Here is a 14,035-nt window from a genome sequence, read left to right as displayed (position 1 = left end):
AAAACCAATCAGAAACTCAGTTTTCTGATTGGTTTTTTTATATTCTCTTTAAGTTTACATAATAAAATTATATTTATCCAATGATAGCTAATGCTTTTTTAGGTACTTCTTTTTTGTCAACTTCTTCATATGACTCGACGTGAGCGCCCTTATTAATGATCTTTAAATAATGTCCTTCTTTTAAAATAGATAAACCTGTAAATTCAATCGTTCGTTCATGTCCCTTTTGATCGGCAGCTTTTTGGATATAAGTCGCTGTTCCATATGAATTGACTTCATCTGGTTTTTTCGTCTTGACGTATACCTCTCCTTTTGTTACCAACGGATTTAATTGGTCTACCACACCTGCCATCTCATCGTGGGAATTTTGCGTATAAAACTTCAAGCCCACTAATGCGACTCCTGCAAATAATACCGTTCCAATAACTACTTTTACTACTTTCATTTTTCTACCTCCTATTTTTATTTCATTATATCCATAAAAATAAACGGCTTCATCCGCCTCTAGTTGGAGATTTTTCTCCTACTTTGGCACAAAAGCTTTTGCTCACCCTTGTTCTAAATAATGCTCAATATTAAAAAACGCTCAAAACGGCTAAAACCATTTCAAGCGTTTTTTTTAATAATAAAATCATGAGCAACAATTTTGCCATATGATTAATTTCTTGTAATTAATACAGCCTAGTTGGATCATAATGATAAACTACATTCCCGTTCAATAATGCCTTACCTACGACATATTTACGATTCTCTAATTTTAGCCACGCTTCACGAAAAAGCATGACCTCTTCTCTTTTGACCTCAATTTTTTCAATTTTTCCGTCAATCAATTCTTGGATAAGTGCTTCGTATGGATTCATTGTTCTCCTCCGTCACAATCAATACGTAGTAAAAATTGGTTCATGATCTACTTTTGTATCTAGGTCTGTTCTGACATTTACCGTTGTATATAAAACTTTTTCAACAGGTATACTATAATAATTGTCTTCGCTACTGCTGAATTGGTGTACACCTTTTTTCGTCAGAATACCATTGATTTTATTCATCAGTACTCTTTTTTCTACACTATTACTGACCACATAGTAAATCACACGTATATTGTTTACTAAATGTAAATCGACTTCTAACATTACTTGATCCATGAAAATTTCATCCTTTCTTTCGGATCAATTATAGCAAGAAACTTCTTGTTAATCAAAAACCTTTGTATGTCCTTCTTGGTTATCAATTAAAGAAATACTTGCATCATTTGATACAAAATGTTATTTTGTATCAGATATCATTATTATTCTGGGAGGCACTCTCGTGATTGCGATTGGTCAGCTTGTTTTTTATATTCCATTTTTCATCATGCTAAGTATTCTTTTCTATTACATAAATTGGACAAAAAAGAAACTATCTGTTTTACTTGTTTCTCTTCCAAGCATCTATTTTACTTATCAAATCTTTTCTTTCCGCCATTGGGAAATCCCTTCTGTCTTAATTAGACATGTCATTAGTTTAGTTATTTCAGTCATTATACTGATACTTTGGATATTTTATTTATTAAATAAACAAGATTAGTGTGTGTATAGATTGTGAACAAACGAACAAAAAATGAGTGTGAAAAAAGTGAGCAACCACTTTTTCACACTCATTTTTGATCATTCATTTACACCAAAGAAAGATTTGAACCGTTCAAGGATTGATGCTTGTTTTAAATCAATAAACTGTTGGGCGACAGAAAATTTGTCCTCTAGCAATTCTTTATTTGATTCAATCAAAATTTTTGCTTCTTCGTACTTCTTTTCTTTACATAGTTGCTTGACTTCATTCAATACATCACCAGCACTCATCTTTTCACCTACTTCAGTTATTAGGAACCTGTTGATATAAAAGGTTGTCTCAATGTTGAATGTTTACGATTCTTTCACATAATGAACTTTCTTCCGCAGCACAAAAGCTATTCTTTTTGATCACTTGACGTGATAAACCGGATCGACTCTTGGTACTCACGATAGTCTCTACTATAAAGATCTGTTAATCGATCTGGCAAAACGAACCAAGCTGGATGGTACCCATTTACAGTGACAGGAAATCCTTTCTCTTGCAGACTATCACCATCCCAGCGTAAGGCAATCGCTGTTTTGCCTGACCATTTCACTAAAGCAACAGAATAACCTTTTTTCGTCTGCGTACCATCTTCTAAAATTTTGAGGATTTCTATTTTTTCTTTAGGAGCTGTAACCTCTTGTGGACGTACCATTCTTTCCCCTCCTTATTTGACCACTAACACACTGCAGGGCGCATGAGTAACAACATAAGATGCTGTAGAGCCGACTAAAGCTTGTTGGATTGCTCCTTTACCAGTAGCCCCCATGACAATCAAATCGATCGCTTCTTGTTGTGGAAACACCGTCCCAATCAAGTTACGTGGGTCTCCCGTTTCAACAATAGCATGGATGTCATTGATCCCATATTCTTTCGCATCATGGATCTTTTTTAACATTTCGACTTCTATCTTCTGTTTTTCTTCTGCATAGATTTTTGAAAATGCGTAGGCGCTATGTGTCAACTCTACTTTATTGATGATCGAAACGATAAATAATTCGGCTTCATTATCTTTCGCTAAATCTAGCGCTTCCAAAAAAGCTTGTTCTGATTGCTTAGACCCATCGACAGCTACCATTATTTTTTGATATCTCTTACTCATGTTATCGCCTCCTTGTTTCTATTATTGTAACATCTCATGCTAAATTTAAAAAAAATTACGCTGTTTTCAATTATTTCGTATTTATTTTCAAAAAATGTAGCTTTTTTTTACTTGTTTCTAGTGTTTATTTTTCTCATCAATTGTCCTTGTTAGTGGTTTATTTTAAACGTTTATGACGGTTTTCTCATTGTTTTTCACATTTTATGATAATCTGTTTGTTACAAAAAACGTATCTTTGTTACAAAGTGTCACAGAGCTTTTACCTATGAAATATTTTCCCATGGTAAAGTATTCCTCGTTGGACACAACAAAACTATTTTTAAATTTATGAAGGAGATCTTACATGAAATCACTTAAAACTTTACTATTAGGAACAACTTTGACTGCCGGCGCACTATTCTTTATGGGAACATCTGCACATGCGGACGAAGCTTATACCGTTCAATCAGGTGATACGCTATCAACGATTTCTCAAAAATACGTTGGTGATAACTCCTTGATCCAAACTATTGCAGAAAAAAATTCAATCTCAAACATCAACTTGATTTATTCAGGTCAACAATTAACAATCCCAACAGGCGAACAAGCAGCAACACAAACAGCTTACCAAGCGCCTGCTCAAACAAAAACAGTGGCTGAACAACCAGTGAAGCAAGAACCAGTTCAACAAGCAGCACCTGCTCAACCAGTTGCTCAAGCAACGCAAACAGCGGCACAAGCAACACCAGCGACAACAAACACAAGCTCAGCGAAAGAATGGATCGCTCAAAAAGAATCTAGCGGTTCTTATACAGCAACAAACGGTCGTTACATCGGACGTTACCAATTAGATTCTTCTTACTTAAATGGTGACTATTCAGCAGCAAACCAAGAACGAGTTGCTGAACAATACGTATCTTCTCGTTATGGCTCATGGGAAGCAGCTAAATCTTTCTGGGAAGCAAACGGTTGGTACTAATATAAAATAGCTTGTTTAAAAAGCGAAGATCCCTCTTTAGGATCTTCGCTTTTTTATTGATTCTATTCATTTATTTTTTTGAGATTGTTTTAACTTCTTCATCGCCCATTCGTAGTGACTGGCAGTTGCAGAAATGAAATAACTACCTAATGTGGTATTCCCCACCCATGCAAATTGCTTTTTCTGGAATAACTCTTCATCACTCAATGCATCTAATTTTTTCATTACTTGCTCATGGCTTTTTTTCAAATAGTTTTCAGCTTCCACTAAAGAAGTTGTTTGATGCTTTTCTACAAACTCTTCATTCATCTTCCCGTAGGTTCGCCAATTATACGGTTCAGGCAAGAAATTTCTTTCTTCTCCGTTAAAGTTGCTTTCAAGCCATCGTAACAATAGTAAATGCCATTCGTACAAATGGATCAATACATCTTTTAAGTCTTTGTCTCGTCGCCAATGCGCTTCCTTTTTTTTCGCCAAAAACTCTTCACTAAATTGAAAGGATTGCTTGCGATCTTCCTCACTCATACCGTTAATTAATCTCCATAACTCATCGAATTGGCTGTTTGCTTTTTCAAGCAATTCATCTTTTGATTTTGGTCGCATATAACGCACCCCCTCTTTTTTGCTAAATCACCTGCTCACCATAAGGAATTTCAAAATGATTTGTAGTAACTTTTATGTGTTCATTATTTTGTATTACGAGCAACAAAAGCAAAACGATGCTGCAAATTATAAATCGTACCATGTCGTTTCAACTCTTCATAAAGTCCCAATAACTCTTTGAAATTTTTCTCAACTGTAAATCCTGGGTATTCCCATTCAATCGTCCGTACATAAAAGATCAAACTATCCATATCAAAGAATTGTTGATTCAAATAGGCTTCGTCACAAAACAAAAGATCAAAATGGTGCTGTTCTAGTTCTGCTTTCACTAAGGAAAGATGAAAATCAAAACATTCTTTCCTTACTTCTGGCATCAAACGAGAAGCCAAATTCAACCCGTTGAAATCTCCTACTTGTTGAGAAATAAATAACCCATCTGGTTTCAAGACACGCTTCACTTCAGCTACTGCAAAAGATTCATGAGAATTGATCACTAGATCAAATGAATCATCTGGAAAATCCAATACGTCCTCTTCCCCCACAAATTTTACTGTTACACCTTGAGGGTCAAGTGTTTGTAATAATAGCTGGTAATTAGGCGGATACCCTTCCGTTACTGCTGTCTGTTCATAAGGATGGTTAAATGTTTGTAACAATTCACCTCCACCTGTTCCCATATCTAATAGAGACATAGTTGGAGTTAAATAATTTAAAACAAGCTCTCGGTAATCCCACGGAGGCTCTTCACACGACCATTTCCCATCTAAATAGGAAAAATCCCAGCCAGTAAAATTTTTCTGTTGTTCCTCACTTTTAAGCCACTCTTTTTTTAATTGGTCCATCATCTTTTATCGCTCCAGTCATTATGATTTTATAATCGTTGACGGCGATATAGTCGATTGGATAAAGCATACTCGATATAGGTCTATCCATTCCACTATATCGAGTAGCTACCTCGTTGTTTTCTCATGTTCATTCTCCTTTTGATTGACTTAAAAACAGTATATCATGAAAACCAGAAACAGAAAACGCTTACTAAAAAACTGTTTTGTGCGTTTGCTTAGATTGTTAGATAATTTGGAAGCTATAAATTTTTTGATTTTCAACAACCTCTTTCGCAATTATTTTCCTATACTGTACAATCTTTCAGTACATCAACTATCCGAATATTTTACATAGAAAAAAACTCTTCTATCAGCATTTACTAAAAGCTGTTAAAAGAGTTTAAGTTAGTGTATCAGCCAATAACTCATTATTGATTCAAGATATCCTTCGCTTTCATTTTTTCCATTTCTTTTATTGTCTTTTTTTTCTTTGATTCTTTTCCGCCTTCATAAATACAGATCAATGTAATCAAACCAACAATAGGCATTAATATATTTCTAAATGTTAGATTTAAATGACCTGTCAAAACGATAAAAACAACTAAACCACTGAAAATCACTGGTAAGATCGCTCCCATATATTTATTCCCTATATAACCACTTAGGGTTTGAAACCCAATAATACCTGCAATAAATAAAAATTGTATTATATTATTCATCTATACTCTCCCTATGTTTTTTTATAATTTCTTTTGCTACGTCTAAACTTATTTTTTCGTTAATCACGAGTTGCATCATTGATACTTCAAAAGAATCTTCTTGCTTTATATCAAAAAGTTTTATTTTTTCAATTAATCTATCTAACCTTAATCTTACTGTTGGGTAACTAACTTCATACTCTTTTGCTAACTGCTTTAAGGAACCTGATGCCAACAAAAATTTCTTAATAAATACTTGTTCCTCAGGTTCTAAATTAAAAAACCAATCCATTCATTAACCTCCCAACAAAATATAAATATAATTAAACAAAGTTTAACATTATTAAAAACAAAACACAACTTAATTTATTAAGTATAATTTATAAAGCATTTCGAGATGCGATTTGAATAGAAAAAGAGAAAGGGATAAAAGTCGTTATCATTTATTCATATTTTGACAATTTTACTTCATCAAGCATCAATTTTTACAAAACAAAAACTCCCTCACCAACTTTTTCTAAAAGTTGATAAAGGAGTTTAAAAGTTGTTTACTCGTTGAATATGAAACCCGCGTCAAAATTATCTGATACCAAGTGCAATCCGTGCATAACGACTCATCTTATCCGTCGTCCAGGCTGGATACCAAACTAGTTTGACTTCTGCCTTAGTTACTTCTGGCACTTCTTTTAAGGCGTCGTGGATGGATTCAGTTAGGATATCAGCTAATGGGCAACCCATGGTTGTTAAGGTCATTTTAATGACTGTTTCTCCGTTTTCTGGATCAAATTCGATTTCATAGATCAAGCCTAGGTTGACGATATCGATCCCTAGTTCAGGGTCAATGACCATTTCTAAGGCAGCTAAGATTCGTTCCTTGATTTCATTGACTTCTTCTGCAGACCATTTTTGGTTTGCTTCGCTCATCTTGCAGCACTCCTTCATGCAATTTTCATTTATCATACTCTTTTTTTGCTCATTTGTAAATGAGAATTGGGAGGTTCTATTCTCATTTAGCAGGTTGAAAACAGAAAATTCTTCTGACTTATTTAAATCAATTATTGTTTTTTAGTTTTTGAAGGAGTTTTCTTTATTTCGGGAAAGACACCCGTAGAACGGTAAAGATTTTGTTCGCTTTCATTAGCAAAACGGCCAAATACCGAATGCGTTGGTAAAATATTGATAAAAGCATCTTCGTCGATTTCATGGACGATTTGATCTAAATCATACATTTCATATCGAGTGATCACCATCATGATCGTTTTACCTTCTTTTTTAGAATAGCCACCGATTGATGGTAATAGGGTCATTCCTCGAACCATATTTTGAGCGATCGCTGCGGTCACTTCATCTGGTTTAACCGTCACAATCATGGCGGTCACTTTTTGATGACTTGTATGAATCGCATCAATCACTTGGGTCATGGCATAGATAGAGATAATCGTATAGAGCGCACTCTCCCAGTTAAAAAGAAAGCCCGCAATCACCACGATCAAACCATTTAACATCAGCATATAATTTCCAACGGTTTTCCCTGTAGTTTGTGAAAGGACTAAAGAAATAATATCCATTCCTCCAGTTGTAAACCCCATTTTAAGTGAGATCCCTACACCAACACCTAACAAAACACCGCCGACTAAGGCATTCATTAAAATATTGTCCGTCACTTGCCCAGTGGGAAGTAAAGTAGTTGCTACCGATACGGCTACTACATTGACAAAACTTAAAATCGTTGCTCGTCTGCCTACTTTCAAGAACCCTAGAATAAAGACAGGGATATTCAAAATAAAGATAAAGGCACCTGTGTCCACTTTTACGTGGAGCCAGTCAGATAATAACGAGGCAATGATTTGGGCAATCCCATTCATCCCTGCGGAAAAGACGTTTGCTGGAATCAAAAAATAATTTAAGGCAACCGCTGCGGTCAATCCGGTGACTAAGATAACCACAATCTTTTTTAATATTTCATTTCTTTGATACACTGTCATAATCTTACTCACAAGCACCTCTTCCTTTCAAAGTTATTCCAATTGTAAGAATAACAGGTTATGAATTAAATTAAAATACTTGAATCATAAATGAGAATAATTTTAGTAAAGCTTCAACACAATCATTTGACTATGATACAATAAAATAAAAACAAATCAGGAGGATCACTATGGCAAAAGATGCAAGTTTTGACATTGTTTCAGAGGTCACAATCGAAGAAGTCAGAAATGCGATCCAGCAAACAATAAAAGAATTAACCAACCGTTTTGATTTTAAAGATTCGACTATTGATATCAAATTTGATAACAATAAATTAACCATTCTCAGTGACGATGATTTCAAGATCGAACAAATCAAAGATGTCTTGTTCAGTAAATTAAACAAACGAAATGTTCCAATCAAAAATATCCATTTCTCTGAATCAGAGCATGCCCTTGGAGGAAAAGCACGCCAATCCGCTGAACTTATCAATGGCATTGATCGGGAAAATGCCAAGAAAATCACAACTGAGATCAAAAATTCAAAGATTAAAGTAAAAACCCAGATTCAAGAAGATCAAATTCGTGTAACTGGAAAAAACCGTGATGACCTTCAAGCGGTGATTGCTTTATTGCGAAAATTAGATCTGCCAATCGAACTTCAGTTTACTAACTATCGTTAACAGATAGCTTTACTTGTCAGACAATGAAACAATTGATCCAATACGCACTTGAACAGATAAGACACCTGAATCTACCAGTCGTTTGTGGTTGATTCAGGTGTTTTTAATTTTAAACTACTAGCGCAAGAGTTTTTTCGCATCTCCAATTATTTACTTTTGTGCCAAAAATCGGTGATTTCTTTTGTGAGTTCAGATAGGTTTCTGACAGTGGTCGCTGACTGCCAATGTCTTGGAAATAATTGGCGATAATCCAACCGAGTAAAACGCTGATCTGCTAACAAAACGATTCCCTGATCACTGGCATCTCTAATGACACGCCCCGCTGCTTGTAAGACTTTATTCATGCCAGGTAATTGGTACGCATAAGCAAATCCCAGCTGATCTTTTTCGTCATAATATTCTTTGATCAACTCCTGCTCATGGTTCATTTGTGGTAATCCAACGCCAACGATCATACTGCCAATTAATCGGGTTCCTTTTAAATCGATCCCTTCTGAAAAGATTCCGCCTAACACACAAAAAGCTAGTAAGGTTTCGTCTGGATCAATTTGAAATTGCTTCAAAAATGTTTCTCTCTCAGTTTCACTCATCATGGTATCTTGAATCAGCACCTTAACATCTGGATGTTTTTCTTGAAAGGCTGTCACTGCCTGATCCAAATATTGGTAAGAGGGGAAAAATATCAAGTAATTTCCGATCTTTTCTTTTGTAAAATGTTGGATCGTTTCAATCAATCGAGGCATGTTCTCTTCTCGTTTACGATAGGTTGTTTCTAAATAATTTGTGATCAGCACTTTTTGGTTTTCTTCTGGAAAAGGACTTGGCAAGCGATAAGCTAAGCTCTCTTTTCCTCCTAGCGTTTCTTGGTAATAAGACAATGGCGAAAAACTAGCGGAAAATAAGATACTACTTCTCCCCTTAGCTAACGATTGTTCTAAAAAATCACTAGGATCGATGCAAAATGCTTTGATGATGAAATCTTGATAAGTTTTCTCTACAGTTGTTTCATAATGATCATCGTAAAATTCACTGATTTTCAAAAAGTGAAGTAAGTCAAAATAAAAGGGGAGTAACGTCTCTTGAATGGCATGTTCAGGATACTCTGCCAACCACTCTTGGATGTGCTCACTCAACTGATAACCAGCATTAACCAATGTGTCCGCGGGTGCTTTTTGATGGTGGTAGGTCCACCCATCTTCATTTGAAATTTCCTGGATCTGATCGAACGCTTTAAGTAACTTATTAAAACGTCGTCTTAACTTTTTAAATTCTTTTGGAATGAGTGCATAGACGTTTCTAGCGCTTCGATATGAAAGTTTTGCGGAGTACATCTCTCGGGAACGACTGACCAAATTATGGGCTTCATCAATCAGAAAAAGATGATCCTCATTTTTTTCGCCTTCAAAAAAACGTCGTAAATAAACAGTCGGATCAAACAAATAATTATAATCCCCAATAATCACGTCACACCATAAACTCACGTCTAGCGACAACTCAAAAGGACATAACGTATGTTTCTTCGCATAGGTTTCAATAACTTCTCTGGTGATTTGATTTTCATGATTCAATAAATCCCATAATCCTTCATTGATCCGGTTGTAATACCCGTTGGCATATGGACATTGATCTGGATTACATGTTGTTTCGTCTAAAAAACAAATCTTATCTTTGGCTGTCAAAGTTACACTTTTGGTCTCAGCACCCACATCTTTTAACGCCTCCAAAGCATCTTCAGCGACTTGTCTCGTGATTGTTTTAGCCGTTAAATAAAAAATGCGTTCTCCCTCTTCTTCCCCTATTGCTTTCAAAGCGGGGAACAGTGTAGAAACTGTTTTTCCAGTTCCTGTCGGTGCTTCGACGAATAATTTTTGTTTTGTACGAATCGTTTTATAGGCAGCGACTGCTAACTCTCTTTGACCTTTACGGTAGTTGTCATAGGGGAATTTCAAAGCCATCAAAGAAGCATTTCGAACGGTACGCCAATTCTCTTGAAAAATCAGCCATTCTTTATAGTCATTTGTAAGTTTTTTAAAAAACTCATTTAATTGTTCGATGGTTTGATGCTCAATTTTTCGGGTAATGATTCCTTCAGTAGTTTGATAATAAGTTAGTTGCAAATTAATTTCTTTTAAATCATGTTCATGACAATAAATATAAGCATAGGTTCTTGCTTGATGGAAAAATAATTCAATTTGTTCTTTTTCTAAGTCTTCATACCTCGGTTCCGAAGTTTTTATTTCATCAATATAATAGATGCCTTCTTTTTGGAACACGCCATCTGCTCGCCCTTCTATGATTAGCTGGTATTCCTCGAAGTGGACAGTCGTCTTTAAAAAGACTTCTTTTTCATAGTCTTCTCCAGCATCTTTTTGAAGCTTCCGATGGATCTTGGCACCTTCCAGTGCGGTATGGTTACTTTTTTTACGATTGTCGATACTGCCACGCCTTAATATAAATTCAACAAGGTTACGTACCGATATTTTTGATTGCTTCACCACTCCCACTCCTTTGACTATAAGCTTACCTGAAAAAGAATAGAATCGCAAAATACAAAAATTGTTCTTATTCATTTACCGATTTATAAACCTCAGCAAATGAAAGAAATACTACTATTTACTCACTTTTTCCTTTCATAAGTATGTTTACAAAGCTATAGATTTGTTTACATTATTCAGATCTCTCTCTCCCTTTACATTCATCATCGTTCACTTGAAAGTAAAGTAAAACATCCGAAAATAGCTTTTTGCATTTTCGGATGCTTCCCTTTGTTTTTCAGAGTTGGACATCACTGTCGCAAGCTCGAATAGGATATAGAATTAGGATTTTTGGATGAGCTCACTCTAACACCAACTTATTAAAAAGAAGTGAGAATTTTCTGTTCTCTTGTTTAAAATCTCTCAATACTTTTATTTTTCATCTTGTCATTGAAATAAGTGGTTCATTTAGGAAGCAAGAAAACTCGGCTACAAAAAAACATGACTCAGCTCTACTATAATAAATTAATTCAATTAATTCATTTATTATTCATACAATTCGATTTAGATTCACCGTGGACCATTCCTCAAGTAGGGTCTTTTGTTTCATCTTATCAATTGAGTTATACTAGAATTAAGTAAGCGATCAGGAGGAACTCTTTATGCATATTGAACAAATCAAAACTGGGATGATCGAAGAAAATTGTTATTTGGTTTATAACGATGAAGCTTTACTGATTATTGATCCTGGTGAAGATGCAGCAAAAATCAAAACGCAAATCGAAAAAACGCAACAACAACCCGTAGCGATTTTACTAACACATACCCACTATGACCATATCGGAGCCGTCGAAGAACTTCGTCAGTTTTATCAGATCCCTGTATATGTTAGTCCATTAGAACAAAGTTGGTTAGGCGATCCGATATTGAATCTTTCTGGTTTGGGAAGACATGATGACATTGCGAATATCATTGTTTCACCTGCTGAATATGAATTTGAAATGAAACCCTATCGTCTAGGGAATATGACATTTCGGGTCGTCCCTACACCTGGTCATTCGATTGGAAGTGTCAGCTTTATCTTTGATGATTTTGTCGTATCAGGTGATGCACTATTTAAAGGCAGTATCGGTCGAACCGATCTATATACTGGGAATCTGGAACAGCTACTACACAGTATTCAAACCCAGTTGTTTGTGTTGCCAGATGAATTTGCCGTTTATCCTGGGCATGGAGATGCTACGACCATTGAACATGAAAAAAGAACCAACCCTTTCTTTAATGCTTAACTAACAAATCGATTGGAGGCTGTAAATATGACTAAAACCACTCTTTACATCGTCAGACACGGAAAAACGATGTTCAATACGATTGAACGTGTCCAAGGTTGGTGTGACACACCACTCACCAAACAAGGCCAAGAAGGAATCCACTATCTTGGAAAAGGATTGAAAGACGTTGATTTTTCTTTTGCTTATTCTAGCGATAGTGGTCGTGCTATTGAAACGGCACGTATCATCCTCAGTGAACATGCCAAAGGAAAAGATATCCCTTATTTTATCGATCAAAGAATTCGTGAATGGTGTTTTGGCTCTTTAGAAGGTGGCTATGACATGGAAATGTGGGGAGTTATCCCCCGAGTATTAAACTTCAAAACTTATGATGAGATGTTCACGACGGACGTAACTTTTGAACAAATTGCTAATGCTATTTATAACCTGGATACCGCTGGCTGGGCTGAGACCTACGATACTTTAAAAAATCGTGTATGGTCAGGATTTGAAGACATTGCGCACCATTGCGAAAAAAATGGTGGTGGCAACGTCCTAGTTGTTTCTCATGGGTTGACAATTGGCTTTTTACTCAGCCTAATTGACGTACATCAACCTGTTCGAGCAGGCTTATTAAATGGCAGCGTGACAAAAGTGACGTATGAAAAAGGCAATTTTTCAATTGAAGGAATCAACGATATTAGCTATATAGAGCAGGGAAAAAAACACTCGCGGGATTCTTTCTTATAATCATTCTGTTATCAAACACTGGTTTGCGAGTACTCACTTGAGTACTCGCTTTCTTATACCCTCTTGCTATTTCTCAAGTTTTTCTTAACATCAAGAAAGCATTTGGTTTTCATTAGAAAGAACGGTATACTTAATACTGTATTTTATTTGGGAAGGAAGGTCCGTATGTTTTTTGCAAATATCATCAAAGCAGCTATCTTAGGAATTATCGAAGGGATTACCGAGTGGTTGCCGATCAGTAGCACTGGTCACTTGATCCTAGCAGATCAGTTCATCAAGCTAGACGCTAGCACACAGTTTATGTCGATGTTCAACGTCGTTATTCAATTAGGTGCTATTTTAGCAGTCGTCGTTTTATATTTTCATAAATTAAATCCCTTTTCTCCAAGCAAAACCACTATTGAGAAAAAAGATACTTGGACATTATGGTTCAAAGTCGTAGTCGCTTGTATTCCAGCAATTATTATTGGATTACCTTTAGATGATTGGTTAGAAGAACATTTTCATAAATTTCTACCAGTTGCGATCGTCTTAATCGTTTATGGGATTGCATTCATTGTTGTGGAAAAAAGAAACAAGACAAAAACACCACGTTGGACAACCTTAAACGATTTTACTTATCAAGCGGCGTTACTGGTTGGATTATTCCAAGTATTAGCGTTAGTTCCTGGAACTTCTCGTTCAGGAGCTACGATCCTCGGAGCCATTTTGATTGGTGCTTCTCGATTTGTAGCAACAGAATTTTCATTTTTCCTTGGTATCCCAGTGATGTTTGGTGCCAGTGGTTTAAAAATCGTGAAGTATCTAGCTGAAGGAAACTCCTTTAAAATAGAAGAAACGATTATTTTACTCGTTGGAACCCTCGTATCATTTATTGTCTCCGTTTTAGCCATCAAATTCTTGTTAAGTTATTTGAAGAAAAACGACTTTACAATTTTTGGTTGGTATCGTATCATTTTAGGGATCATTTTGATTGGTTACTGGTTTATCGCAATGTAACTGAATAAAACGAAGTCAAAGCACCGTATGATTACGGTGCTTTTTTATATTTATTCTAATTATCCCCTTTCCAAAAAAGCGTTATTCTAAATGATAACTATTATCGTTCTCATTTAGCG

Annotated in this window: 19 protein-coding genes; 6 read left to right on the top strand and 13 right to left on the bottom strand. The window is 35.6% G+C overall.

Annotated features, from left to right (window positions below):
- Positions 1 to 73: 73 nt before the first annotated feature.
- From IGK81_RS05680 to IGK81_RS05670, 3 genes are all read right to left on the bottom strand, one after another.
- Positions 74 to 445: a YxeA family protein gene (locus IGK81_RS05680; protein WP_010737476.1), complete on the bottom strand. Its 372-nt coding sequence runs from the start codon at positions 443 to 445 to the stop codon at positions 74 to 76.
- A gap of 226 nt (positions 446 to 671) precedes the next feature.
- The gene (locus IGK81_RS05675) at positions 672 to 860 is read right to left on the bottom strand and encodes a hypothetical protein (RefSeq protein WP_010719315.1); all 189 of its coding nucleotides are present in this window, start codon (positions 858 to 860) and stop codon (positions 672 to 674) included.
- 18 nt (positions 861 to 878) lie between these two features.
- Complete coding sequence (locus tag IGK81_RS05670) at positions 879 to 1,142, bottom strand: hypothetical protein (protein WP_010737474.1); 264 nt, start codon at positions 1,140 to 1,142, stop codon at positions 879 to 881.
- Positions 1,143 to 1,305: 163 nt separating this feature from the next.
- Here IGK81_RS05670 and IGK81_RS05665 point away from each other — a divergent pair, with 163 nt between their 5' ends.
- Positions 1,306 to 1,563, top strand: a complete 258-nt coding sequence (locus tag IGK81_RS05665; RefSeq protein WP_010719317.1) for a hypothetical protein — start codon at positions 1,306 to 1,308, stop codon at positions 1,561 to 1,563.
- 80 nt (positions 1,564 to 1,643) lie between these two features.
- On the opposite strand, the gene IGK81_RS05660 is transcribed toward IGK81_RS05665, so the two are convergent.
- The 3 genes from IGK81_RS05660 to IGK81_RS05650 form a co-directional block, all read right to left on the bottom strand.
- Entirely contained in the window at positions 1,644 to 1,835 is a 192-nt protein-coding gene (locus IGK81_RS05660; protein ID WP_010719318.1) for a hypothetical protein, read from the bottom strand.
- A 107-nt stretch (positions 1,836 to 1,942) separates the two neighbouring features.
- Positions 1,943 to 2,245 (bottom strand): hypothetical protein, encoded by a 303-nt coding sequence (locus IGK81_RS05655; protein ID WP_010719319.1) that lies wholly within the window; start codon positions 2,243 to 2,245, stop codon positions 1,943 to 1,945.
- A gap of 12 nt (positions 2,246 to 2,257) precedes the next feature.
- A complete protein-coding gene (locus tag IGK81_RS05650; protein WP_010719320.1) occupies positions 2,258 to 2,692 on the bottom strand; it encodes a universal stress protein in 435 nt (144 codons plus the stop codon).
- A gap of 343 nt (positions 2,693 to 3,035) precedes the next feature.
- Here IGK81_RS05650 and IGK81_RS05645 point away from each other — a divergent pair, with 343 nt between their 5' ends.
- Entirely contained in the window at positions 3,036 to 3,650 is a 615-nt protein-coding gene (locus tag IGK81_RS05645) for a LysM peptidoglycan-binding domain-containing protein (RefSeq protein WP_034700664.1), read from the top strand.
- Positions 3,651 to 3,716: 66 nt separating this feature from the next.
- On the opposite strand, the gene IGK81_RS05640 is transcribed toward IGK81_RS05645, so the two are convergent.
- From IGK81_RS05640 to IGK81_RS05615, 6 genes are all read right to left on the bottom strand, one after another.
- Positions 3,717 to 4,253 carry a ClbS/DfsB family four-helix bundle protein gene (locus IGK81_RS05640; RefSeq protein WP_034700665.1) on the bottom strand — a complete coding sequence of 179 codons (537 nt, stop codon included), beginning with the start codon at positions 4,251 to 4,253 and terminating at the stop codon, positions 3,717 to 3,719.
- A gap of 83 nt (positions 4,254 to 4,336) precedes the next feature.
- Positions 4,337 to 5,098 (bottom strand): class I SAM-dependent methyltransferase, encoded by a 762-nt coding sequence (locus IGK81_RS05635; RefSeq protein WP_010719323.1) that lies wholly within the window; start codon positions 5,096 to 5,098, stop codon positions 4,337 to 4,339.
- 407 nt (positions 5,099 to 5,505) lie between these two features.
- Entirely contained in the window at positions 5,506 to 5,796 is a 291-nt protein-coding gene (locus IGK81_RS05630) for a hypothetical protein (protein WP_034700666.1), read from the bottom strand.
- Positions 5,789 to 6,067, bottom strand: a complete 279-nt coding sequence (locus IGK81_RS05625) for a DUF2089 family protein (RefSeq protein WP_034700667.1) — start codon at positions 6,065 to 6,067, stop codon at positions 5,789 to 5,791. Before IGK81_RS05625 ends, IGK81_RS05630 begins: the two co-directional genes overlap by 8 nt.
- A 287-nt stretch (positions 6,068 to 6,354) precedes the next feature.
- Positions 6,355 to 6,699 carry a metal-sulfur cluster assembly factor gene (locus IGK81_RS05620; RefSeq protein WP_010719329.1) on the bottom strand — a complete coding sequence of 115 codons (345 nt, stop codon included), beginning with the start codon at positions 6,697 to 6,699 and terminating at the stop codon, positions 6,355 to 6,357.
- A gap of 131 nt (positions 6,700 to 6,830) precedes the next feature.
- Positions 6,831 to 7,772 carry a YitT family protein gene (locus IGK81_RS05615; RefSeq protein ID WP_010737469.1) on the bottom strand — a complete coding sequence of 314 codons (942 nt, stop codon included), beginning with the start codon at positions 7,770 to 7,772 and terminating at the stop codon, positions 6,831 to 6,833.
- Positions 7,773 to 7,930: 158 nt separating this feature from the next.
- Here IGK81_RS05615 and IGK81_RS05610 point away from each other — a divergent pair, with 158 nt between their 5' ends.
- Entirely contained in the window at positions 7,931 to 8,422 is a 492-nt protein-coding gene (locus IGK81_RS05610) for a YajQ family cyclic di-GMP-binding protein (RefSeq protein ID WP_010719331.1), read from the top strand.
- Between the two features lie 146 nt (positions 8,423 to 8,568).
- On the opposite strand, the gene IGK81_RS05605 is transcribed toward IGK81_RS05610, so the two are convergent.
- On the bottom strand, positions 8,569 to 10,920 hold the full coding sequence (locus IGK81_RS05605; RefSeq protein ID WP_034700669.1) for an ATP-dependent DNA helicase: 2,352 nt from the start codon (positions 10,918 to 10,920) through the stop codon (positions 8,569 to 8,571).
- Between the two features lie 638 nt (positions 10,921 to 11,558).
- On the opposite strand from IGK81_RS05605, the gene IGK81_RS05600 reads away from it, so the two are divergent.
- The 3 genes from IGK81_RS05600 to IGK81_RS05590 all read left to right on the top strand — a co-directional run bounded on the left by IGK81_RS05600 (position 11,559) and on the right by IGK81_RS05590 (position 13,916).
- Complete coding sequence (locus IGK81_RS05600) at positions 11,559 to 12,185, top strand: MBL fold metallo-hydrolase (protein WP_010719334.1); 627 nt, start codon at positions 11,559 to 11,561, stop codon at positions 12,183 to 12,185.
- 27 nt (positions 12,186 to 12,212) lie between these two features.
- A complete protein-coding gene (locus IGK81_RS05595; protein WP_034700670.1) occupies positions 12,213 to 12,917 on the top strand; it encodes a histidine phosphatase family protein in 705 nt (234 codons plus the stop codon).
- A 165-nt stretch (positions 12,918 to 13,082) separates the two neighbouring features.
- Positions 13,083 to 13,916, top strand: coding sequence for an undecaprenyl-diphosphate phosphatase (locus IGK81_RS05590; protein WP_431393555.1), 834 nt, complete (start codon positions 13,083 to 13,085; stop codon positions 13,914 to 13,916).
- The last annotated feature ends 119 nt before the right edge of the window (positions 13,917 to 14,035 follow it).

The sequence above is a fragment of the Enterococcus sp. DIV0703 genome, assembly GCF_051711065.1.
Taxonomy (GTDB): Bacteria; Bacillota; Bacilli; order Lactobacillales; family Enterococcaceae; genus Enterococcus_B; species Enterococcus_B hirae.
The sequence above is the reverse complement of the archived record's forward strand: the minus strand, read 5'-3'. Positions and strand labels throughout refer to the sequence as shown.